At 71.8% G+C, this 21126-nt stretch carries 21 protein-coding genes; 10 read left to right on the forward strand and 11 right to left on the reverse strand.

The genetic code is table 11. From position 1 onward, the window contains the following. Positions 1–10: 10 nt before the first annotated feature. On the reverse strand, positions 11–940 hold the full coding sequence (gene lipA / locus ACGFNU_RS11865; protein WP_392592633.1) for a lipoyl synthase: 930 nt from the start codon (positions 938–940) through the stop codon (positions 11–13). A 245-nt stretch (positions 941–1185) separates the two neighbouring features. On the opposite strand from lipA, the gene ACGFNU_RS11870 reads away from it, so the two are divergent. Continuing rightward, a complete protein-coding gene (locus tag ACGFNU_RS11870) occupies positions 1186–1656 on the forward strand; it encodes a YfbM family protein (protein WP_392592635.1) in 471 nt (156 codons plus the stop codon). 82 nt (positions 1657–1738) lie between these two features. On the opposite strand, the gene lipB is transcribed toward ACGFNU_RS11870, so the two are convergent. From lipB to ACGFNU_RS11900, 6 genes are all read right to left on the reverse strand, one after another. Continuing rightward, positions 1739–2455, reverse strand: coding sequence for a lipoyl(octanoyl) transferase LipB (gene lipB, locus ACGFNU_RS11875; RefSeq protein WP_392592637.1), 717 nt, complete (start codon positions 2453–2455; stop codon positions 1739–1741). A 26-nt stretch (positions 2456–2481) separates the two neighbouring features. Beyond that, on the reverse strand, positions 2482–3216 hold the full coding sequence (locus tag ACGFNU_RS11880; protein WP_392592639.1) for a Type 1 glutamine amidotransferase-like domain-containing protein: 735 nt from the start codon (positions 3214–3216) through the stop codon (positions 2482–2484). Positions 3217–3319: 103 nt separating this feature from the next. Beyond that, positions 3320–4207, reverse strand: a complete 888-nt coding sequence (locus ACGFNU_RS11885) for a TIGR01777 family oxidoreductase (protein ID WP_392592641.1) — start codon at positions 4205–4207, stop codon at positions 3320–3322. A gap of 219 nt (positions 4208–4426) precedes the next feature. Then, positions 4427–5920, reverse strand: a complete 1494-nt coding sequence (sucB, locus tag ACGFNU_RS11890; RefSeq protein ID WP_392592643.1) for a 2-oxoglutarate dehydrogenase, E2 component, dihydrolipoamide succinyltransferase — start codon at positions 5918–5920, stop codon at positions 4427–4429. Between the two features lie 37 nt (positions 5921–5957). Further along, positions 5958–7349, reverse strand: a complete 1392-nt coding sequence (gene lpdA / locus ACGFNU_RS11895; protein WP_392592644.1) for a dihydrolipoyl dehydrogenase — start codon at positions 7347–7349, stop codon at positions 5958–5960. A 154-nt stretch (positions 7350–7503) separates the two neighbouring features. Next, a complete protein-coding gene (locus ACGFNU_RS11900) occupies positions 7504–8967 on the reverse strand; it encodes a leucyl aminopeptidase (protein ID WP_392592646.1) in 1464 nt (487 codons plus the stop codon). A 242-nt stretch (positions 8968–9209) separates the two neighbouring features. On the opposite strand from ACGFNU_RS11900, the gene ACGFNU_RS11905 reads away from it, so the two are divergent. Genes ACGFNU_RS11905 through ACGFNU_RS11930 form a run of 6 tightly spaced genes read left to right on the forward strand, consistent with a single transcriptional unit; the run spans position 9210 to position 15950 of the window. Beyond that, the gene (locus ACGFNU_RS11905) at positions 9210–10094 is read left to right on the forward strand and encodes a GntR family transcriptional regulator (RefSeq protein WP_392592648.1); all 885 of its coding nucleotides are present in this window, start codon (positions 9210–9212) and stop codon (positions 10092–10094) included. Further along, positions 10069–10296: a ferredoxin family protein gene (locus ACGFNU_RS11910; protein WP_392592649.1), complete on the forward strand. Its 228-nt coding sequence runs from the start codon at positions 10069–10071 to the stop codon at positions 10294–10296. The genes ACGFNU_RS11905 and ACGFNU_RS11910 overlap by 26 nt, the downstream gene beginning before the upstream one ends. Before the next feature lie 20 nt (positions 10297–10316). Then, the gene (locus ACGFNU_RS11915; protein WP_392592650.1) at positions 10317–11702 is read left to right on the forward strand and encodes an ABC transporter substrate-binding protein; all 1386 of its coding nucleotides are present in this window, start codon (positions 10317–10319) and stop codon (positions 11700–11702) included. Then, positions 11699–12475 (forward strand): ABC transporter permease, encoded by a 777-nt coding sequence (locus ACGFNU_RS11920; protein WP_392592652.1) that lies wholly within the window; start codon positions 11699–11701, stop codon positions 12473–12475. Before ACGFNU_RS11915 ends, ACGFNU_RS11920 begins: the two co-directional genes overlap by 4 nt. Then, a complete protein-coding gene (locus ACGFNU_RS11925) occupies positions 12472–13233 on the forward strand; it encodes an ABC transporter ATP-binding protein (RefSeq protein WP_392592654.1) in 762 nt (253 codons plus the stop codon). Before ACGFNU_RS11920 ends, ACGFNU_RS11925 begins: the two co-directional genes overlap by 4 nt. After that, positions 13233–15950, forward strand: a complete 2718-nt coding sequence (locus ACGFNU_RS11930; RefSeq protein WP_392592656.1) for a fumarate reductase/succinate dehydrogenase flavoprotein subunit — start codon at positions 13233–13235, stop codon at positions 15948–15950. Before ACGFNU_RS11925 ends, ACGFNU_RS11930 begins: the two co-directional genes overlap by 1 nt. Here ACGFNU_RS11930 and ACGFNU_RS11935 read toward each other — a convergent pair whose 3' ends face one another. Together ACGFNU_RS11935 and ACGFNU_RS11940 are read right to left on the reverse strand one after the other, a co-directional pair. Continuing rightward, positions 15951–16697, reverse strand: a complete 747-nt coding sequence (locus tag ACGFNU_RS11935) for an adenosylcobinamide-GDP ribazoletransferase (protein WP_392592658.1) — start codon at positions 16695–16697, stop codon at positions 15951–15953. Then, positions 16694–17638 (reverse strand): bifunctional adenosylcobinamide kinase/adenosylcobinamide-phosphate guanylyltransferase, encoded by a 945-nt coding sequence (locus ACGFNU_RS11940; protein ID WP_392592660.1) that lies wholly within the window; start codon positions 17636–17638, stop codon positions 16694–16696. The genes ACGFNU_RS11935 and ACGFNU_RS11940 overlap by 4 nt, the downstream gene beginning before the upstream one ends. Before the next feature lie 99 nt (positions 17639–17737). On the opposite strand from ACGFNU_RS11940, the gene ACGFNU_RS11945 reads away from it, so the two are divergent. Then, positions 17738–17938 carry a hypothetical protein gene (locus tag ACGFNU_RS11945; protein ID WP_392592662.1) on the forward strand — a complete coding sequence of 67 codons (201 nt, stop codon included), beginning with the start codon at positions 17738–17740 and terminating at the stop codon, positions 17936–17938. A 170-nt stretch (positions 17939–18108) separates the two neighbouring features. Here the strand turns inward: ACGFNU_RS11945 and ACGFNU_RS11950 are convergent, their stop codons facing one another. Further along, positions 18109–19110 (reverse strand): aldo/keto reductase family protein, encoded by a 1002-nt coding sequence (locus ACGFNU_RS11950; protein ID WP_392592664.1) that lies wholly within the window; start codon positions 19108–19110, stop codon positions 18109–18111. Positions 19111–19167: 57 nt separating this feature from the next. Beyond that, positions 19168–19737, reverse strand: coding sequence for a DUF3043 domain-containing protein (locus ACGFNU_RS11955; protein WP_392592665.1), 570 nt, complete (start codon positions 19735–19737; stop codon positions 19168–19170). 134 nt (positions 19738–19871) lie between these two features. Between ACGFNU_RS11955 and ACGFNU_RS11960 the strand changes: the two genes are divergently transcribed. Together ACGFNU_RS11960 and ACGFNU_RS11965 are read left to right on the forward strand one after the other, a co-directional pair. Next, entirely contained in the window at positions 19872–20678 is an 807-nt protein-coding gene (locus ACGFNU_RS11960) for a PspA/IM30 family protein (protein WP_392592667.1), read from the forward strand. Next, a complete protein-coding gene (locus ACGFNU_RS11965) occupies positions 20675–20953 on the forward strand; it encodes a hypothetical protein (protein ID WP_392592669.1) in 279 nt (92 codons plus the stop codon). The genes ACGFNU_RS11960 and ACGFNU_RS11965 overlap by 4 nt, the downstream gene beginning before the upstream one ends. Positions 20954–21126: the final 173 nt, after the last annotated feature.

Below are 21126 nucleotides of genomic sequence, written 5' to 3' on the forward strand. Positions count from 1 at the left end.
GGCTTCCTTGTCAGGCCTGACGCGCCTCGATCGCCTGCTGGTAGAGGCGGCCGGCGCGGTAGCTGGAGCGCACCAGCGGGCCCGACATGACGCCGGCGAAGCCGATCTCCTCGGCCTCGGCCGCGAGCTCGACGAACTCCTCGGGCTTGACCCAGCGCTCGACCGGGTGGTGGCGCGGGCTGGGACGGAGGTACTGGGTGATCGTCACCAGCTCGGTGCCCGCCCCGTGGAGGTCGCGCAGGGCCTGGGAGACCTCCTCGCGGGTCTCGCCCATGCCGAGGATGAGGTTGGACTTGGTGACCAGCCCGGCGGCGCGCGCCTGGGTGATGACGTCGAGGGAGCGCTCGTAGCGGAAGCCCGGGCGGATCCGCTTGAAGATCCGCGGCACGGTCTCGACGTTGTGGGCGAGCACCTCGGGACGGGAGCCGAAGACCTCGGCGAGGAGCTCGGGCTCGGCGTTGAAGTCGGGGATCAGCAGCTCGACGCCGCAGCCGGGGATCGCCGCGTGGATCTGGCGCACGGTCTCGGCGTACAGCCAGGCGCCGCCGTCCTCCAGGTCGTCACGGGCCACGCCGGTGACCGTGGCGTACCGCAGGCCCATCTGCGCGACGGACTCGGCGACGCGGCGCGGCTCGTCCCGGTCGAACTCGGCGGGCTTGCCGGTGTCGATCTGGCAGAAGTCGCAGCGGCGCGTGCACTGGTCGCCGCCGATGAGGAACGTGGCCTCGCGGTCTTCCCAGCACTCGTAGATGTTGGGGCAGCCCGCCTCCTGGCAGACGGTGTGCAGACCCTCGGACTTCACCAGCTTGGTGAGCTCCCGGTACTGCGGGCCCATCTTCAGCCGGGTCTTGATCCAGTCGGGCTTGCGCTCGATGGGGGTCTCGGCGTTGCGGGCCTCAATGCGCAGGAGCTTGCGCCCCTCAGGTGTCACCGTCGTCACCCCCTCAGATTACGTGCCGATCACGCGTGTCGGCACATCAGGGCGGATCTCCGGCACCGCCGGGAGGATCGGTAGGCTGCCGTCAGGCAAGGATTAGGAAGATCACGGGACCGGACACAGGTCGATTCCCGCGTTTCCCCCCTGGGTAGCATTTGATCTCTCTAAGGTAACTCCCTGTCGTCACGTCGTACGCAGGAGGGACCACCGTGGGTCTGGCAATGTCGTACCTCAGGGTGCCGCCGGCAATGGAGGGGGAGCCGGACCCGGGCCGGATCGCCCGCCTGGTCTTCGGCACGCCCGACTGGCGGCGCCGCCAGCCCGCCGAGCAGGTACTCGATCTGGGCGGCCACTGGCAGGCGCTGCACTACCTGATCACGGGCGATCCGTGGGACGGGCGCCAGCCGGAGTCCGATGTCGTGTGCGGCGGGCGGCTGCTGACCGAGGACGGCGCGGCCGAGCTCGGCCTGGACGTCATCTTCCTGGCGCCGGACCGGGTCAAGCCCGCCGCCGACCATCTGGCGGGCACCCCGTTCGGCGCGATCGCGGAACGGTACGACCCGGCCGCGATGGCCGCCGCCGAGGTGCAGGACGCCGCCCGGCTGGACGGCAGGACGCGCGACCGCGTGCTCAAGCCCGCCTACGAGGACCTCAGCCGGTTCTTCGCCAAGGCGGCCGCCGACGGCCAGGCCGTCTTCAAGGTCATGACCCAGTCCTGACCCGCCCGCACCGCCGACCCGGTCCCGGGGCTTCAGCCGGGCCGGGATTTCGTGCTGCCCCGGGCCCGGCCGCCGCGCCGCGTCAGGCCTCCAGCTGGGCGGTGGTCCGGTGGAGGGGGGCGGTGGCGCCGAGCAGGTCGGTGAGGTGGCGCTCGACCAGCGGGACGACCTCGGCGACGGTGACCCGGCGGCCCAGCTCCTTGGAGAGGGACGTCGATCCGGCGTCGCTGATCCCGCACGGGATGATCCGGTCAAACCATGACATGTCGCAGTCGCAGTTGATCTGGAAGCCGTGCATCGTCACGCCGCGCCGGACCCGCAGCCCGATCGAGCCGAGCTTGCGGTCGGGGGTGCCGGGCACCCACAGGCCGCTGCGGTCTTCGACGAACTTGGTCTCCAGGCCGAACTCCGCGCAGACGTTCATCATCATCTGTTCGAGCAGCCGAACGAACGCGACACCGCCCCGCGAGTCGGGCAGCTTCACGATCGGATAGCCGGTGAGCTGTCCCGGGCCATGCCAGGTGATCTTCCCGCCGCGGTCGACCTCGATCACCGGTGCGCCCGGGTCGCCGACCGGCCGGTCCAGAGGACCGGTGCGCTTGCCCGCGGTGTAGACGGGCTCGTGCTCCAGCAGCAGGACGGCATCGGAGATCTCGTCGTCGATCCGCCGTTCCTGGGTGCGTCGTTGCAGGTCCCAGGCCTTCTCGTACGGGACCGCGGCGGTGCCGAAGCCCACGTGGACGAAGACCAGCTCGCGCGCGGCCGGGGGCGCGTCGTCGCGTACGTCCAGTTCGCTCACGATGTGCAGCTTATCCGCGGGACGCCTCACATCGCGGAGAGGAGCCTCGGTTCGAGCCTGGTCTCCTTGGCGCCGCCGCCGTCCGGCTCGACGCGGTAGGCGCCGGCGTCCCTGCCGTAGGAGACGGCCTGGACGAACTCGGTGCCCACGTAGTGCAGGGCGACCGTCTCGTCCGCCGCGTACCCGCCCGGCAGGGTGCCCTCGCCGATCAACTGCTGAAGCAGGGGGCGGCGCTGGGTGTCGCTGTCGTAGTGGACGCCGCAGGAGTACGGCAGGAAGCCGAGCCCGTCGGTGAGCGGCCGCAGCTGGGGCCCGTAGGAGTCGGTGTTGCCGCCGACGTGCCAGCACAGCGCCCCGGCGCTCTGGCCCGACAACACCACGCCCTCGTTCCACGCCTCGCGCATGGCCTCGTCCACGCCGTGCAGCCGCCACAGGGCCAGGAGGTTGGCCACGCTGCCGCCGAACACGTACACCAGATCCTGGCTCAGCAGGTGGGACCGGATGTCTTGCAGGTTGGGCATCGGGAACAGCGCCACATGGCTGACCTCGGCGTCCAGCTGGGACAGCGCGGCGTAACCCCGCGCGATGTGGTCGACGCCGTCGCCCAGTGCCGTGGCGAGGAAGCAGATGCGGGGCCGGTCCTGCCCGGTCAGGTCGAGGGCGTAGCGCAGCAGGGGGCCGGGCGTCATCCCGTACCGGCCGTCCGGCAGGAAGGTGCCCCCGCCGATCGCGAGGATGTGCGGCTGCCCGTCGGTGCTCATGGTCTTGCCTCCGGCTCGGAGCTGGCGTCGGCGCTCGTCTCAGAGTCACCGTACGGCTACCGGCGGGAAACAAGCACGACTTTGATGTTTCTTGGGGTGTCGGCTATCCGATGGCCGCGCGGACGGCCGAAGCGACGTCCGCGTGGGCGAAGGAGAAGCCCGAGGTCTCCAGCCGCCGGGGGAGCACCCGCTGGCTGATCAGCGGGCCCTCGTCCGCCAGCCCGCGCAGCGCCAGCCTCAGCGCGACCTTGGGCACCGCGAGTACGGCCGGACGCCCCAGGGCCTTCCCCACGGCCCGCGTGTACGTCGCGTTCGTCACAGGGCTGGGCGCGGTCAGGTTGACCGGCCCGGACAGCTCACCCTCGATCAGATGGCGCAGCGCGGCGATCTGGTCGGTCATCGAGATCCAGCTGACCCACTGGCGGCCGTCGCCCAGCTTGCCGCCCAGCCCGAGCTTGAAGAGCGGCAGGGTCTTGCCGAGCGAGCCGCCCTCCCGCGCCAGGACGATCCCTGTGCGCGCGTGGACGACCCGTACGCCCGCGTCCACGGCCGGAGCGGCGGCGGCCTCCCAGTCCCTGACCAGCTCGGCCAGGAACCCGCCGCCCATCGGGGACTCCTCGTCGACCTCCCTGCCCGCGGTGTCGCCGTAGTAGCCGATCGCCGATCCGGACACCAGCACCTTCGGCCCGTCGCCCAGCGTCGCGATCGCCTCGGCCAGCGCCCGGGTGCCGCGCACGCGGCTGTCCCGGATCTTCCGCTTGTACGCGTCGGTCCACGGCCGGTCGGCGACTCCGGCACCCGCAAGATGGACGACCGCGTCGCACCCCTCCAGCGCCTTGCCGTCGACCGTCCCGTGCGGATCCCAGCGCGCCTCATCCGCCGTGACGGGCTCCCGCCGCACCAGCCGCACGACGTCATGCCCGCCCCCGCGCAGATCCTCGACGAGCGCGCCCCCGATAAGCCCGCTAGCCCCGGTGATCGCGACCTTCATAACCCCACCCTAGAACGCGTCCTGGAAAGGCGAGAGACCCGCCGCTCCCGAAGGAACGACGGGTCTCAACACACCTCTTCTCACGCACCGCGAACGCGCTACCTGAGCTGGAGCGAGCCGCCAGGCGAAGCTTCACGCGAAGATCGCGAAGCGATGTCGGGTTCGCCGCTTTCGCGGTTCGGGTCCGAGCCGCCAGGCGAGGATCCGAGGCCGTAAAAGCTATAGAGCCAGCTCGGCTTCGAAGTTGCCCTCTTCGAGGCGGTGCTTGATCGTGCCGAGGAAGCGGGCGGCGTCGGCGCCGTCGATCAGGCGGTGGTCGTAGGTCAGGGCCAGGTAGACCATGGACCGGACGGCGATGACCTCGCCCAGGTCGGGGTCGTCGATGACGGCGGGGCGCTTGACGACGGCGCCGGTGCCGAGCATGCCGACCTGCGGCTGGTTGAGGATCGGGGTGTCGAACAGCGCGCCGCGGCTGCCGGTGTTGGTCAGCGTGAACGTGCCGCCGGCCAGCTCGTCGGGGCTGACCTTGTTGGTGCGGGTGCGCTCGGCCACGTCGGCGATCCGCTGCGCGAGGCCGCCGAGGTTGAGCTGGCCGGCGCTGTGGATGACCGGGACCATCAGGCCGCGCTCGGGCACGTCCACCGCGATGCCGAGGTTCTCGACGTCGTGGTAGGTGACCTCGTTGGTCTCGGTGTCGATGACCGCGTTGACCTTCGGGTGGGTCTTGAGGGCCTCGATCGTCGCCAGCGCGAAGAACGGCAGGAACGACAGCTTGACGCCCTCGCGGGCCTGGAAGTCGGCCTTGGCGCGGTCGCGCAGCCGCGCGATCTTGGTGATGTCCACCTCGACCACGGTGGTGAGCTGCGCGGAGACCTGCAGCGACTCGACCATGCGGCGGGCGATGGTCTGCCGGATGCGGGACATCTTCTCGGTCTTGCCGCGCAGCGCGGCGGCCTCGGCCGTCGGGGCGGCCGGAGCCGGGGCGGCGGCGCGGGGCGCCTGGGCGGCGGGCGCGGCCGGGGCCTGGGCCGCCGGGGCCTGCGGCGCGGGCGCCTGCGCGGCCTTGGCGGCGCGGGCCGCCTCCAGCACGTCCTGCTTGCGGATGCGGCCGCCGACGCCGGTTCCGTTGACCTTGGTGAGGTCGACGTCGTGCTCGGCGGCGAGCTTGCGGACCAGCGGCGTCACGTACGGGCCGTCACCCGACGGCGCCTCGGCGGCCGGGGCCGGTTGCGGCGGCGTGGGCTGCTGCTGCTGGGCCGGCTGCTGCTGCGCGGGCGGCGCCTGCTGGGCCTGCGCGGGCGGCGGCCACGCGGCGGGCGGCGGGCCCTGCTGGGCGGGCGCCTGCTGGGCCTGCGGCTGCTGGGCCTGTGGCTGCTGAGGGGCCTCCTGGGCGGGGGCCTCGGCGTTCTGGGCCTCGGGCTGCGGCTCGGGCGCGGCCTCCTGCTCGGGCTCGGCCGCGGGGGCCGGGGCGTCGCCCTCGTCCCCGATGACCGCCAGCTCGGCGCCGACCTCGACGGTCTCGTCCTCGGCGACGGTGATGCTGGTCAGGATGCCCGACGCGGGCGAAGGGATCTCGGTGTCGACCTTGTCGGTCGACACCTCGAGGAGCGGCTCGTCCGTCTCGACGTGCTCACCCTCCTTCTTCAGCCAGCGGGTGACGGTGCCCTCGGTGACGCTCTCGCCGAGCTGGGGCATTGTGACGGAGACCGGCATGGCTCTCGCGACTCCTTCGAATTTCCTGTGCGGGCGTTCAGCCGTGCACGTGCAGTGGCTTGCCGGCGAGAGCGAGGTGTGCTTCGCCGACCGCTTCGGATTGGGTCGGGTGGGGATGGATCAACTGGGCGACCTCCGCGGGCAGGGCCTCCCAGTTGTAGATGAGCTGCCCCTCCGTGATGAGCTCGCCCACGCGCGCGCCGACCATGTGGATGCCGAGGACGGGCCCGTCCACGGCCGCGATCACCTTGACCTCGCCCTGGGTCCCGAGGATCTTGCTCTTGGGGTTCCCGGCCAGGTCGTAGGTGACCTCGTTGATCTCGTATCCGCGCTCCGCGGCGACCTTGGTGGTGATGCCCACCGCGGCGACCTCGGGGTCGGAGTAGGTGATGCGGGGCACGCCGTCGTAGTCGATCGCCGGCGGGGTGAGCCCGCCGAGCCGCTCGGCGACGAGGATGCCCTCGGCGAAGCCGACATGCGCCAGCTGGGGGGTCGGGATCAGGTCGCCGACCGCCGAGATGGTGGGGACGTTCGTCCGGCAGAACTCGTCGACCTTGACGAATCCGCGCTCGGTCTCGACGCCGACCTCGGTGAGGCCGATGCCCTCGGAGACCGGGCCGCGGCCGACCGCGACGAGCAGCAGCTCGGCGTCGATCGTCTTGCCGTTGTCGAGCGTCACCGAGACGCCGCCCTGCGTCGGCTTCACGCCCTGGAACTTCACGCCCAGCTCGTACTTGATGCCGCGCTTGCGGAAGGCCCGCTCCAAGCGCTTGGAACTGGTCTCCTCCTCCAGCGGCAGCAGGTGCGGGAGCGCCTCGACGATGGTGACCTCGGCGCCGAACGAGCGCCACACGCTGGCGAACTCGACGCCGATGACGCCGCCGCCGAGGACGACGACGGAGGCCGGGACGTGCTCCAGCACCAGGGCGTGGTCGCTGGAGATCACCCGCTCGCCGTCGATGTCGAGGCCGGGCAGCGACTTCGGCACCGAGCCGGTGGCGAGCACGATGTGCGCCCCCTCCAGCGTGGTGGTCTCGCCGCCCGAGCCGGTCACCTGCACGGTGGTCGGCCCGGTGAGCCGACCGTCGCCCTCGACGACCGTGATGCCCTTGGACTTGATCAGGCCGGTCAGGCCCTTGACCGTGGTCGAGACGATCTTGTCTTTGTAGGCGTTGACGCCCGCGACGTCGATGCCCTCGAAGGTGGCCTTCACGCCGAACGTGGCGGCCTCGCGGGTCTGGTCGGCCACCTCCGCCGCGTGCAGGAGCGCCTTGGTCGGGATGCAGCCCCGGTTGAGGCACGTCCCGCCGAGCTTGTCGCGCTCGACGAGCGCCACGGACTTGCCGAGCTCGGCGGCTCGGAGCGCACACGCGTATCCGCCGCTGCCACCACCTAGGACGACGATGTCGAAGGGGCCGCTGTTGGCCACTGGACGCTCCCTTTACTCGCGCTGTGTCGGGCTCACCGGCCGCGGGCATGCTCCCGAGCACGCTCAGGCCGGCCCTCGCGGCTGTACGGGGCGCACCTCAGGCGGGCCCCGCAACCGTGAGGAAATCTATTCAATTCTGGCCTGGCCGGAGGAGTTACAGGGTTCCGGCCGCGAGGTCTTCCGCGATTTCCACCAACGTACGCGTTGCGGCACCGGTGCCGCCCTTGGGGGTGTACCCATAAGCCTCGCCCTTGTTGAACGAGGGGCCCGCGATGTCGAGGTGCGCCCAGCGGACGCCGTCCGGGACGAACTCCTTGAGGAACACGCCCGCCACCAGCATGCCGCCCCAGCGCTCGCCGCTGATGTTGGCGATGTCGGCCACCGCGGAGTCGAGCCCCTTGCGCAGGTCGGCCGGCAACGGCATGCCCCACGAGGGCTCGCCCGCGCGCTCGGCGGCCGCCACGACCTTCGCCCGGACGTCGTCGTCGTTGGCCATGACCCCGGTAGTGCGGGTGCCCAGCGCGACGAGCTGGGCGCCGGTCAGGGTGGCGATGTCGACGATCAGGTCGGGGGCGTCCTCGCCGCAGCGGACGAGGGCGTCGGCCATGACCAGGCGGCCCTCGGCGTCGGTGTTGAGGACCTCGACGGTCTTGCCGCCGTAGATGCGGATCACGTCGGACGGGCGCTGCGCCGTGCCGCTCGGCATGTTCTCGGCCAGCGCCAGGTAGCCGATCACGTTGACCTTGGGACGGAGCGCCGCGAGGGCCTGGAGCGCGCCGAGCACGGCGGCGGCGCCGCCCATGTCGGACTTCATCCAGTCCATGGCCTCGGACGGCTTGAGGGACAGGCCGCCGGAGTCGAACGTGATGCCCTTGCCGACCAGGGCGAGGGTCTTGGTGGCCTCAGGGTGGCCGTAGGCGAGGCGGACGAGTCGCGGCGGGTTGGCCGAACCCTGGCCGACGCCGGCGATGCCGCCGTAGCCGCCCTCGACGAGCGCCTTCTCGTCGAGCACCTCGACGTCGAGGCCGGCCTCGGCCGCGACGCGCTCGGCGGTCTCGGCGAAGACCTCGGGGTTGAGGTCGGACGGCGGGGTGTTGACCATGTCGCGGACGAGCGTGATGGCGTCGGCGAGCGTCCGGGCGCGGTCGGCGTCGCCGTCACCGACGATCGTGATCTGCTCGACCGGGCTCTTCTGCTCGCCGGTGCGGTAGGCGCCGAAGCTGTAGTTGCCCAGGAGCGCGCCGAGGGCCACGGCCTCGGTCTCCTCGGCGGAGCCCGCGGGCAGCGCGACGGCCACCCTGGCGGTGCCGGCCAGCGCGCGGAGCGCCGCGCCGGCGGCCCGGCGGAGCTCTTCGGGGCCGGGCTCGTCGCCCAGCCCGACCGCGACGATGACGGGCGCCGTCACGGCGCCGAGCGTCGGGAGCTTGGTGACCTCGCCGGCCTTGCCGGTGGCGCCCAGGGCTTGGAGCGCGCTCGCGAGCCGTCCGTCCAGGGCCCGCTCGACCTCCTCGGCGCCCGCGGCCGGTCGCGGGCCGGCATCGGCGGGAACGACGCCGATCACGATCGCGTCGGCGTCCAGGGCGGCGGTGGGTGCGCTGTCAAGGCTGAGGCTCGTCACGTAGTCCGATGTTAGTCCTCCTGGTGACCGGTTTCGCCCTTTTGGATCAAGCATTGCCTTCCCGCTCACCTCCGGAATCGTCCTCCCCGCCGCAGTGGGCGGCCCCGGCGCGGGCGGCACGGGGTGGCGTAATGGTCTTGGCGGGCCGCCCGCGCGCAGGTCGGAGGCGGGCGCGGCCCGTTCCGGGTGGCGGAGCCCGGCAGCTATTCCACTATTCCGACTGATTTAGTAGGTTCATGGCCGTGACCAGCAAGGACATCGAGGCACGGGCGCTCACGCTGGCCGACGCCCGGCGGCTGCGGGCCGACCGGGCGCGGCAGATCGCGGACGTGCTGCGCCGGCAGGTGCTGCACGGCGCCTTCCGGTCGGGCGTCCTGCCCGCCGAGGCGGACCTGGTGCGCGACTTCGCCACCTCGCGCAACGCCGTCCGCGACGCGCTCGACCTGCTGCGGGCGGAGGGGCTGATCGAACGGTGCCCGGGCGTCGGCACGACCGTGGCCACCGAGAAGTACCCGCACGGCCTGGAACGCCTGCTCGGCCTGGCCGAGACGCTGCGCGAGCACGGCGAGGTCACCAACGAGGTGCGCACGACCGGCCTCATCACGCCGCCGCGCGAGATCACCGCCAGGCTGCGGCTGGCCGCCGGGGAGCCGGTGGTCTACATCGAGCGGCTGCGCCGCCTCAACGGGCTCCCGCTCTCGCTCGACCTCACCTATGTCGCGCGCGACCTCGGCGAGCCGCTGCTCGGCGAGGACCTGGCGCACACCGACGTCTTCGTCCTGCTCGAACGCATCTCGGGGCAGCCGCTGGGGCGGGGCGAGCTCACCGTGGAGGCGGTCAACGCCGACCCGCACTCCGCCGCGATGCTCGACGCCCCGCGCGGCGCGGCCCTGCTCATGGTCGAGCGCCTGACCCACCTCGCCGACGGCCGTCCCGTCGATCTGGAGTTCATCCGCTTCCGCGGCGACCGCATCACCATGAGCGGCACCCTCCGCCGGGGCGACTCCTCCTTGCCCGTCCAGCCCACAGAGCCCGTCCAGCCGATCGAGCCTGTCCGGCCCACAGAGCCTGTCCAGCCCACAGAGTCCCTGGAGCATCGCCATGTCCCTGGCCGAGAACCGCGCTGACGTCCCCGTCACCGTCGACGAGGCCCTCTGCATCGACGGCTGCACCCTCTGCGTCGATGTCTGCCCCCTGGACGCCCTCGCCGTCCACCCGGAGACCGGCAAGGCCTACATGCACGTGGACGAGTGCTGGTACTGCGGCCCCTGCGCCGACCGGTGTCCCACCGGCGCCGTGACCGTGAACATGCCGTACCTCCTCCGCTGAACCCCCCGAAGGACACGCTCATGAACCGCAAGATCGCGGTGGCCGCCGCCTGCCTGCCCGTCCTGCCCCTCCTGGCCGGCTGCACCGTCGCCGGCAACGCCGCCGACGGCGGCGGCTCGACCCGGGTCGTCGTCGGCTACCAGTCCAAGACCATCAACACCGTCACGGCGGGCACCCTGCTCCGTTCCCTCGGCTACTTCGAGAAGCGGCTGAAGGCGCTGGGCGACGCCGAGGGCAAGAAGTACTCCGTGGTCTGGCAGGACTACGACACCGGTGCGCCGATCACCGCCCAGATGCTCGCCGGGAAGATCGATATCGGCTCGATGGGCGACTACCCGCTGCTCATCAACGGCTCGCGCGCCCAGGCGCAGGGCGGTGACGCGCGGACCGAGCTGGTCTCGGTCACCGGCTACAACCTCAAGGGCGCGCTCAACGGCGTCGTGGTGGCCAAGGACTCCAAGGCCGCGACGCTGCGCGACCTCAAGGGAAGGACGGTCTCCACGAGCGTGGGCTCGGCGGGCCACGGCACGTTCGTCCAGGCCGCGAAGAAGTACGGGTTCGACGGCGCGAAGGACGTCACGATCGAGAACCAGCAGCCGTCGGTGGGCGCGACCTCGCTGGAGTCGGGCAAGGCCGCCGGGCTCTCGCAGTTCGTGGCGTGGCCGGGCGTGCTCGTCGCCCAGGACCGGGCCCGGCTGCTCTATGACGGCGGCGACCTGGACGTGCCCACGTTCCACGGCGTCGTCGTCCGGAGGAAGTTCGCCGGAGAGAAGGCCACGATCGTCCAGGAGTTCCTGAAGGCGCAGATCGACGCCACCCGCTACCTGAACGACAACCCGGTCAAGTCCGCCGAGTCGGTCGCGTCGGCCACCGGGCTGCCCGTCGAGGCCGTCTACCTCTACAACGGCGCGGGCGGCGTCTCCACGTTCGACGTGACGCTCAAGAAGCAGCTCCAGGACGTGCTCGCGCACGACGTGCCGTTCCTGAAGTCGATCGGCGTCCTCCAGCAGCCCCTCGACCTCAAACCGTTCATCAACGACTCCTACATCAGACGGGCGTACGGCTCGTCCTACGACGCCGACGTCGCCAAGACGACCAAGCCGGACGGGGGCGAGATCTGGTTCGCGGGGGAGGAGAAGACCCTCAAGTTCCCCGGACCGGTCGCCCTGCTGCGCGGCGTACGGGACGCGCAGAAGCAGGGCAAGCAGATCAAGGCCGCCTACGTCGCCGACGCCACCACCGGCACGCGCTGGTTCGCCGCCAAGGACGTGTGGATCGAGGACCCCGCGGCCCCCGGAGCCAAGCGCTTCCAGGCGTTCGCCACCGACGAGGTCGCGCGCAAGTATCTGGCCGCTCACCCCGGCAGCAAGATCGTCAGCTATCAGGACGCGGTGAAACGCGCATGACGGCGAACGTACTGGCGAAACTGACCAAGCTGGCGTCCCTCGCCGCCGCGCTCCTCGCCTGGCATCTGCTGACCGCCGCGAACGTCCGGCTGTGGGTGCGCTTCGACCGGTTCCCCGGCCCGCTGGACGTGGCCCGCGAGCTCCGGCGCCAGATCCAGCACGCCCAGTTCTACGAGGACGTCGCGCAGAGCCTCGTCCGCATCCTGACCGGCTTCGCGCTGGCGGCGGTCTTCGGCATCGCGCTCGGCATCGCGGTGGCGAGGTCCCGCTGGGCGGGGAACGTGCTGCAGCCGCTGTTCGAGGTGGTCCGTCCGATCCCCGCGATCGCGCTGGTGCCGGTGGCGATCCTGCTCTTCCCGGCGAACGAGCAGGGGATCGTCTTCATCACGTTCGTCGCCGCGTTCTTCCCGATCCTGGTGAGCACGCGGCACGCCGTGCGGGCGCTCCCGCTGGTGTGGGAGGACGCGGTGCGCACGCTGGGCGGGAGCCGGGCGCGCGTGCTGGCGAACGTGGTGCTGCCCGGCGTCCTGCCCGGGGCCTTCGGCGGCCTGTCGGTCGGCATGGGCGTCGCGTGGATCTGCGTGATCTCCGCCGAGATGATCTCGGGTGACTTCGGCGTCGGCTACCGCACCTGGCAGGCCTACACGATCGTCGACTACCCCGGCGTGCTGGTCGGGATGATCACCATCGGGCTGCTCGGCTGGCTGACCTCCGGCGCGGTCGAGCTGGCCGGGCGCCGCGCCACCCGCTGGCTGCCGAGGGAGCAGAAATGACCGCACTGTCATCGAAAGGGACACTGTCATCGAAAGGCGCACTGTCCCTGCACGCGAGCGGGGTCACGCTCGCCTACGACGGCACTCCCGTCGTCACCGGCCTCGATCTCCAGGTGGAGGCGGGGGAGGTGCTGGTCATCGTCGGGCCGTCCGGCTGCGGCAAGTCCACGCTGCTCCGCGCGTTCGCCGGCCTGCTCAAGGTCCGGGCGGGCCGCGTCCAGGCCGGTGACGCCCCGATCACCGGCCCGTCCCGCGACCGGGCGCTGGTCTTCCAGGACGACGCGCTGCTGCCGTGGCGCACCGCCCGCCGCAACGTCGAGCTCGCGCTCGCGATGCGCGGCGTCCCGCGGGCCCGCCGCCGCGCCGAGGCGCTGACCTGGCTCGAACGGGTCGGGCTGACCGGCAAGGGCGGCCGGCTGCCGCGCGAACTCTCGGGCGGCATGCGCCAGCGCGTCCAGCTCGCCCGCACCCTCGCCGCCGAGCCCCGGGTGATCCTCATGGACGAGCCGTTCGGCGCGCTGGACGCCCAGACCCGCACCACCATGCAGCGGCTCCTCGCCGACGTGCTCGCCGACGCTCCGGCCACCGTCGTCTTCGTCACCCACGACGTGGACGAGGCGCTGCTGCTCGGCGACCGGATCGTGGTGCTCGGCCCCGACGGCGTCGCCGCCGGATTCCGCCGCGACGAACGTCCCGGGCTGCGCGACCTCATCCTCGCCGAGCTCGGCGTCGCCATCCTGAAGGAGGAAGTGGCCTGATGGAGATCCCCTCCCTGACCGAGCGGCGCGAGCTGAGCTGCGACGTGCTGGTCATCGGCGGCGGTACCGCCGGGACGATGGCCGCCATCACGGCCGCCGAGAAGGGCGCGTCGGTGCTGCTGCTGGAGAAGGCGCACGTCCGGCACTCCGGCGCGCTCGCCATGGGCATGGACGGCGTCAACAACGCGGTCGTCCCCGGCAAGGCGACCCCCGAGGCGTACGTCGCCGAGATCACGCGGGCCAACGACGGCATCGTCGACCAGCGGACCGTCCACCAGACGGCCACCCGCGGATTCGCCATGGTGAAGCGGCTCGAACGCTACGGTGTGAAGTTCGAGAAGGACGAGCACGGCGAGTACGCGGTCCGCCGGGTGCACCGGTCCGGCTCGTACGTGCTGCCGATGCCCGAGGGCAAGGACGTCAAGAAGGTCCTGTACCGGGTGCTGCGGCAACGTTCGATCCGGGAGAAGGTCCAGATCGAGAACCGTGTCATGCCGGTGCGGATCCTGACGTCGGAGGACGGCCGGGCCGTGGGCGCGGCCGGCTTCGACACCCGCAGCGGCGAGTTCGTGACGGTCTCGGCGGGCGCGGTCATCCTGGCCACCGGCCCCTGCGGGCGTCTCGGCCTGCCCGCCAGCGGCTACCTGTACGGCACGTACGAGAACCCCACCAACGCGGGGGACGGCTACGCGATGGCCTACCACGCCGGAGCCGAGCTGAGCGGGATCGAGTGCTTCCAGATCAACCCGCTGATCAAGGACTACAACGGCCCGGCCTGCGCCTACGTCGCCAACCCGTTCGGCGGCTACCAGGTCAACGCGCGGGGCGACCGGTTCGTGGACTGCGACTACTGGTCCGGCGCGATGATGGCCGAGGTCAAGCGGGAGATCGACTCCGCCCGCGGGCCGATCTACCTCAAGCTGAGCCATCTGCCGGACGAGACGCTGACGACGCTCGAAGGCATCCTGCACACCACCGAACGCCCGACCCGCGGCACGTTCCACGCGGGGCGCGGGCACGACTACCGCACGCACGACGTCGAGATGCACATCTCCGAGATCGGCCTGTGCGGCGGGCACTCCGCGTCCGGGGTGTGGGTGGACGAGAACGCCCGGACGACCGTGCCGGGGCTGTACGCGGCGGGCGACCTGGCCTGCGTGCCGCACAACTACATGATCGGCGCGTTCGTCTTCGGCGACCTCGCCGGGGCGGACGCCGCCGCGCACACCACCGGGCGGGCCTCCGGGCAGGCTTCCGCCCCTGTGGAGCGCGGCCCGCTGGACGAGGAGCAGATCGCCGCCGCGCACGAGCTGATCTACCGTCCGCTGCGCAACCCCGACGGCCCGCCGCAGCCGCAGGTCGAGTACAAGCTCCGGCGCTTCGTGAACGACTACGTCGCGCCGCCCAAGACCGCGGCCCGGCTCGACATCGCCGTCGAGACGTTCACCCGGATGGAGGCCGAGATCGCGGCGATGGGCGCGCGCACGCCGCACGAGCTGATGCGCTGCGCCGAGGTGACCTTCATCCGGGACTGCGCCGAGATGGCCGCGCGGTCGTCGCTGACCCGGACCGAGAGCCGCTGGGGGCTCTACCACGACCGGGCGGACCTGCCCGAGCGCGACGACGCCTCGTGGTTCTTCCACCTCAACCTGCGCCGCCGTGCGGACGGGGCGATGGAGTTCCTCAAGCGCCCGGTCGCGCCGTACCTCGTCCCGGTCGAGGGGATCACCGTCCCGGAGCGTGATCAGGAGCCTGTGCTCCTGGCCGCCCGGTCCGGTCCCGCCGCGGGTGCCGGTCCTGCCGCCGCGGCCCCGGCCAAGGCGCGGCCGATCGGCCGTTCGCCCCGCATCCTCGAACTGCTCGAACTCGCCGAGACCGAGCCGCCGCTCGAACGGCTCGTCCCCTACCTGGAGGATCCCGACCCCAAGGTGCGCCGGGCGGCCGTGGCGACCCTGACGGAGGTCGTGCCCGCCGGCGTCACCACCGCGCTCGCGCGGGCGCTCACCGACGAGCACGGTTCGGTCCGGCACGCCGCCGCGACCGCGCTGCGCGAACTGGTCGAGGTGCTTCCCGCCACCGCAGATGTACGCGACGTGCTGCTCCCCGTGCTCGCCAGCCGGGACGCCGTCGTGCGAGCCGTGACGCTCGACGTTCTGCGCGCCCTCCGCCTCGGCGACCGCTCCCGCTTCGCCGATGCCCTGGCCGACGAAGACCACCGCGTGCGTCTGCAGGCGGTCCGCGGCCTGGTCTCCCTGGACGACGCGGCGGGCGTCGCCGAGGCCGTGGCCGACCTCAACCGGGAGGTGCGCGTCGCGGCCGCCCATGGTCTCGGCACCGTCGGCGCGGCGGCCTCGGCGCCGTCCCTCGGGGCCCTCGTCCGCGATCCGGATGATCTCGTTCGTGCCGCGGCCCTGGAGTCCCTCGCCGGGATCGGCACCCCGAGCCCCCTCGCCGAGACCGCCGTGGCGGCCCTGCACGACCCCGCCTGGCAGGTCAGGACGGGAGCGGCCAAGGGGCTGGCGGGCGCTGATCCGGAGCTCGCCGCGGGCCCGCTGATCAAGGCTCTCGCCGATCCGCATCTGGACGTCCGCAAGGCCGCCGTCATCACTCTGGGCCGGTGGGCGGCCCTTCCGGAGGTCGCCGGCGCCCTCGGCGCCGCTCAGGACGACACCGACGCCGACGTCCGCGCCTACGCCCGGCGTGCCCTGACCACCTGATCAGAGATGGAGGGCGAGCACGATCAAGGCGGCCGTGGTGGCGGTCTCGACCAGGGCGCCGAAGACGTCACCCGTCACGCCGCCCAGACGCCGGGCGGCGTGACGGAGAAGCAGAAGCGCCGCTCCTACGCCTGCGAGAACCGCGGCCACGGCGTACGGGACGCGTCCGATGGCCAGGCCCGCGCTTGTGGCGGCAAGGAGGCAGACCACAGTGACGGCCAGAGCCGCGCGGGTGGTGACCGTGCCGGCGACCAAGGCGCCCAAGCCGTCCGGACGGGCGGAGGGGACGCCGGTGCGGCACGCCCACGGGAGCGCCAGCCGGCCCGTCACGGCGGCGAGCAGCACGGCGACGGGCGCGTCCGGGGCTGCGGCGAGCGCGGCGACCTGGATCAGCAGGGTGAGAAGCAAGGTCACCACGCCGAAGGGGCCGATGTCCGAGCGCTTCATGATCGTCAGAGCGTCCCCGGCCGGGCGGCCGCTGCCGAGGCCGTCCGCGAGGTCGGCCAGGCCGTCCAGGTGGAGCGCACGGGTGATCACGGCCATCGCCGCGACGGCCAGGGCCGCCCGCAGGAACGGCGCCAGGCCGAGGAACTCGCCCAGGACGAGGACGAGCGCCGCGCCGCCACCGACGACGAGACCGACGACCGGAGCGAGGATCATCGCCTGCCGGCCCGCGTCCCGGCCGACCCGCGGCGCCCCGACCGGAACGGCGGTCAGCAGCGAGACGGCCAGGCGCAGCCCGTTCACAGCTCGGTGACGCGCCCGGCCACCACGAGGGCCGTCTCCTCGGACTCGGCGGCCAGCCGCTGGTTGAGCGTCCCGAGGACGTCGCGGTAGGCCCGTCCCGCCGGGGTCGTGGGCACCAGCGACAGCCCGACCTCGTCGCTCACGGCGATGACGCGGGCGGTCGCCGCGCGCCACGCGGCGATCAGCTCGTCGACGCGCGGCCCGACCCGGGCCGGGTCCTCCCACGCGCCGGTCTCGTTCATGACGGCGGCCAGCCAGGTCCCGATGCCGTCCACCAGGATCGCGCCCGCCGTCGAGGTCAGCAGGTGCGCCAGATCGCCCGTCGTCTCGACCGTCTTCCACCAGGACGGCCGGCGCCGCTGATGGGCGGCGATCCGGGCGGCCCACTCGGGATCGCCGTCGCGCACGGTGGCGGTCGCCATGTAGGTCACGTACGGGTCGCCCGCCAACCGCAGCTCCGCCTCGGCCGACTTGCCCGACCGGGAGCCGCCGAGCAGCAGCGTGCGGTGCGGGCCCTCCCGCAGCGGCAGCCAGAAGGCCATGCGGCGGTCCAGCTCGGCGGACGAGGAGACGCGGTGGTCGACGTGCACGGCGATGATCTCGGTGGCGGCGGTGACCGCCCCGAGGTGCCGCAGCGCCCCGAGGTGGTCGGGGCAGCCCACCAGATCCAGCAGGGCGGCGTCGTACACGATCTCGGCGACCGGATCCGGCCGCGCGCCGGGCCCGCCCGCCACCAGGATCCGCCGCCCGGTGGCGGTCCGCACGTCGTAGCCGCCGGGCACCTCCCAGCGCGAGCACTCTTCGAGCGGAACCCCGTCGATCAGGATGCTGGTGGGCTCGTGGCTGATCCCGGCGGTGCGCAGGCGATTGCAGGAGGCGCAGCGGCAGCCGGGCTGCGGCCAGCCGCCCGGGCCGGCGATGCCCTTGAGGTCGATGTTCATCGGTCGAAAACTCTACGGGCCCGGTGCGCGCGACCTCGGTGGCGACACGGACCGTTGATCGAGAGGCTACTCTCGCCGCAACGAGGGAGGACAAGCGCGATGGCGTGGAGCTGGCGATTGGAAAAGGCCGACGGGCGCTCGGTCGGCATGTCGGAGGAAACGTTCTCCACCCAGGCCGACGCGGAGACGTGGCTCGGCGAAAACTGGCGTGCCCTGCGCGGAGACGAGGTCGACCAGGTCACGCTCCTGGACGACGAAAGCGTCATCTATGGGCCGATGAGCCTGCAAGACCCTGTTTGATGGCTTTCGCGGCCTCGGGGGCCTCGCCTGGCGGCTCGGCCCCCGAACCGCAAAAGCGTGCGAGTGCGGCATCGCTTCGCGATCTCTCGTGAAGCTTCGCCTTCGGCTTGCTTCACGACCCGATGGCGCACTCGCGTGGTGGCTGGGGCGGGTTGGTGGAGGGGCGTCCGTTATGGGCGCCGCGGGGGGCTGATCGTGCGGGCGGGGTCGCGTTCCACGATCGGGCCGAGCGCGTCGTCGATGCGCCGGAGCACGTCGGCGTCCAGCTTCACCCCGGCGGCCTTGACGTTGTCGCGCACCTGCTCGGGGCGGGAGGCGCCCACGATCGCGGCGGAGACGTTCGGGTTCTGCAGCACCCAGGCGACGGCGAGCTGCGCCATGGTGAGGCCGAGCTCGCCGGCGATCGGCTGCAGGTTCTGCACGCGGGTGAGCGTCTCGTCGTTCAGGTAGCGCCGGACCATGTCGGCGCCGCCCTTCTCGTCGGTGGCGCGCGTGCCCGCGGGCAGCGGCTGGCCCGGCTTGTACTTGCCGCTCAGCACGCCCTGCGCGATCGGCGACCAGACGATCTGGCCGATGCCCTCCTTCTCGCAGAGGGGGACGACCTCGCTCTCGATGACCCGCCACAACATCGAGTACTGCGGCTGGCTCGACACGATCCGGTCGAAGCCCATCTCGTCGGCGATCTCCAGCGCGCGGGCGATCTCCTCCGCGCGCCACTCCGAGACGCCGACGTACAGCACCTTGCCCTGCCGCACCAGGTCGTCGAACGCCTTGAGCGTCTCCTCCAGCGGCGTCTCATGGTCGAACCGGTGCGCCTGGTAGAGGTCGACGTAGTCGGTCTGCAGACGGCGTAGCGAGCCGTGGATCGATTCGAAGACGTGCTTACGCGACAGCCCGCGGTCGTTCACCCCCGGACCGGTCGGCCAGTAGACCTTCGTGAAGATCTCCAGGCCCTCGCGGCGCTGCCCCTTGAGCGCCCGGCCGAGCACGTCCTCGGCGCGGGTCGCGGCGTAGACGTCGGCGGTGTCGAACGTCGTGACGCCCTCGTCGAGCGCCGCCTGGACGCAGGCGACCGCCGCGTCCTCCTCGACCTGCGAACCGTGGGTGAGCCAGTTGCCGTACGCGATCTCGCTGATCTTCAGGCCGCTGCGGCCCAGTCGTCGAAACTCCATGCCCCCGACACTACTGGCGCGAGATCACCGGCCCCGGATCGCGCTCGGGCCGGTGGGTCAGGCCTTGGCGCCCGGCTTGGCCTGAGGGGCCGGCACCCGGAGCCGCCGGATCTGCATGGCGCGCATCGCCGCGTACAGGCCGACGCCTTTGGTGTCCTCGTCCGGATACCGCTCGGCCGCCAGCTTCTTGATCCGGCGGCTGATGAGCAGGCCCTCGATGAAGACCGCGGCGAGCAGCAGCGGCGGCGCGAACAGCACCAGCAGCTTGGCCGCCGCGATCGGCAGCAGGCTGAGGGCCACGATCGCGAACATGCCGTACATCAGGTAGGACCCGATCGTGCGGCGCCCGTCGACGTAGTCGCGGGCGAGCCGGCGGACGGGGCCCTTGTCGCGCTTCAGGAGGTATTTCTCGTCACCCCTGGCCATGCCCTCACGGGCCTTGACCCGCTGGTCGGCCTGCTTCTCGCGCACCCTCTTGTAGGCCTCTTTGCGAGTGGAGGGTGCCGTGATCGGCTGGCGGCGGGCCTTCTGGGCCTCCGCGCGCTTGGGCGTGGGGCGCCCCTTGCCTCCCGGCTTTACTACCTGAGGAGGATCTGCGGGGGCTTCCTGGGTACGACGTCGGAACACAGAGATCAGCCTACCGGCTGCGAACATCGTGGCTGCCTCGCGCGTTAACGCGTAGGGTGATATGAACCCCAGCAGTGGTCATTGAGCCCAGTTTGTGACTGAGCTACAGCACACGAAGGGACCGGCGCCGCGCGATGAGCGTGATGAAGCGAATGTCGATGATCTTCAAGTCCAAGGCGAACAGGGCCCTGGACCGCATGGAAGATCCTCGGGAGACCCTCGACTATTCCTACCAGCGTCAGCTGGAGATGCTGCAGAAGGTGCGCCGGGGCGTTGCCGACGTCGCGACCTCGCGCAAGCGTCTCGAGCTGCAGATCAACCAGCTTGAGGGCCAGCAGAACAAGCTGACCGACCAGGGCAAGAAGGCGCTCCAGGTGGGCCGTGAGGATCTGGCCCGCGAGGCGCTGACGCGCCGTGCCGGTCTGGACGGCCAGCTGACCGACCTGCGCGCGCAGTACCAGCAGCTCCAGGGCGAGGAGGAGAAGCTCACGCTCGCCTCCCAGCGGCTGCAGGCCAAGGTCGACTCCTTCCGGACCCGCAAGGAGACGATCAAGGCCACCTACACGGCGGCCGAGGCGCAGACCAAGATCAACGAGGCCTTCAGCGGCATCTCCGAGGAGATGGGCGACGTCGGCCTGGCGATCCAGCGCGCCGAGGAGAAGACCGAGACCATGAAGGCCCGGGCCGGCGCGATCGACGAGCTGCTCGCCTCCGGCGCCCTGGAAGACTTCTCCGGTCCCAAGGACGATATCCAGGCCGAGCTCGACCGCATGGGCTCGGGTCCCGGCGTCGACCTCGAACTGGAACGGTTGAAGGCCGAGCTGGGTCAGGGCCCGGCGCCCAAGGAGCTCAACCAGGGCACGCCCAACGCCGCGCCCCAGCAGCACGACACCCCGCAGCAGGCCCAGCAGTGGCCGCAGCAGCCCGGAGGCCAGCAGTGATCGTCCGGATCATGGGGGAGGGGCAGGTCGACGTGGCGCCCGGCGACCTGGCCGGGCTCAACGAGCTCGACGAGCGGGTCGAGCAGGCGATCGAGTCCGGGGACGAGACCGCCTTCCGCACCGCGCTGCACGCGCTGCTCGAAGAGGCCCGCAAGATCGGCAAGCCGCTTCCGGACGACGATCTGGAGCCGTCCGAGCTGATCCTGCCGCCGTCCGACGCCACGATGGACGAGGTCAAGGCCATGCTGGGCGACGAGGGGCTCATCCCGGACTGAGCGTCCGAGATCTTGTTTCGCACGGGGACCGGGTCGGGGGGCCCGGGGCCGTGGCCTCGGCGTGGCACCGGCGGTTGCGGTGCGGGGCCTCGTACCGGGTTCGATACCGGGGAGTGGTATCGGACACCAGGGCACGAACCGGCGTCCTTGAACGTTGTTCAGGGTGCACGGAG

The organism is Spirillospora sp. NPDC048911 (genome assembly GCF_043198015.1).
GTDB lineage: Bacteria > Actinomycetota > Actinomycetes > Streptosporangiales > Streptosporangiaceae > Spirillospora.

What these genes read in the sequence shown, in the direction of transcription:
- ACGFNU_RS11925 (WP_392592654.1), top strand. Translation starts at nt 12,472, where the DNA reads ATGACCGCACTGTCATCGAAAGGGACACTGTCATCGAAAGGCGCACTG.
- ACGFNU_RS11910 (WP_392592649.1), top strand. Translation starts at nt 10,069, where the DNA reads ATGTCCCTGGCCGAGAACCGCGCTGACGTCCCCGTCACCGTCGACGAG.
- ACGFNU_RS11870 (WP_392592635.1), top strand. Translation starts at nt 1,186, where the DNA reads ATGGAGGGGGAGCCGGACCCGGGCCGGATCGCCCGCCTGGTCTTCGGC.
- sucB (WP_392592643.1), bottom strand. Translation starts at nt 5,920, where the DNA reads ATGCCGGTCTCCGTCACAATGCCCCAGCTCGGCGAGAGCGTCACCGAG.
- ACGFNU_RS11940 (WP_392592660.1), bottom strand. Translation starts at nt 17,638, where the DNA reads ATGAACATCGACCTCAAGGGCATCGCCGGCCCGGGCGGCTGGCCGCAG.
- ACGFNU_RS11930 (WP_392592656.1), top strand. Translation starts at nt 13,233, where the DNA reads ATGGAGATCCCCTCCCTGACCGAGCGGCGCGAGCTGAGCTGCGACGTG.
- ACGFNU_RS11950 (WP_392592664.1), bottom strand. Translation starts at nt 19,110, where the DNA reads ATGGAGTTTCGACGACTGGGCCGCAGCGGCCTGAAGATCAGCGAGATC.
- ACGFNU_RS11960 (WP_392592667.1), top strand. Translation starts at nt 19,872, where the DNA reads ATGAGCGTGATGAAGCGAATGTCGATGATCTTCAAGTCCAAGGCGAAC.
- ACGFNU_RS11880 (WP_392592639.1), bottom strand. Translation starts at nt 3,216, where the DNA reads ATGAGCACCGACGGGCAGCCGCACATCCTCGCGATCGGCGGGGGCACC.
- ACGFNU_RS11920 (WP_392592652.1), top strand. Translation starts at nt 11,699, where the DNA reads ATGACGGCGAACGTACTGGCGAAACTGACCAAGCTGGCGTCCCTCGCC.
- ACGFNU_RS11915 (WP_392592650.1), top strand. Translation starts at nt 10,317, where the DNA reads ATGAACCGCAAGATCGCGGTGGCCGCCGCCTGCCTGCCCGTCCTGCCC.
- ACGFNU_RS11885 (WP_392592641.1), bottom strand. Translation starts at nt 4,207, where the DNA reads ATGAAGGTCGCGATCACCGGGGCTAGCGGGCTTATCGGGGGCGCGCTC.
- ACGFNU_RS11945 (WP_392592662.1), top strand. Translation starts at nt 17,738, where the DNA reads ATGGCGTGGAGCTGGCGATTGGAAAAGGCCGACGGGCGCTCGGTCGGC.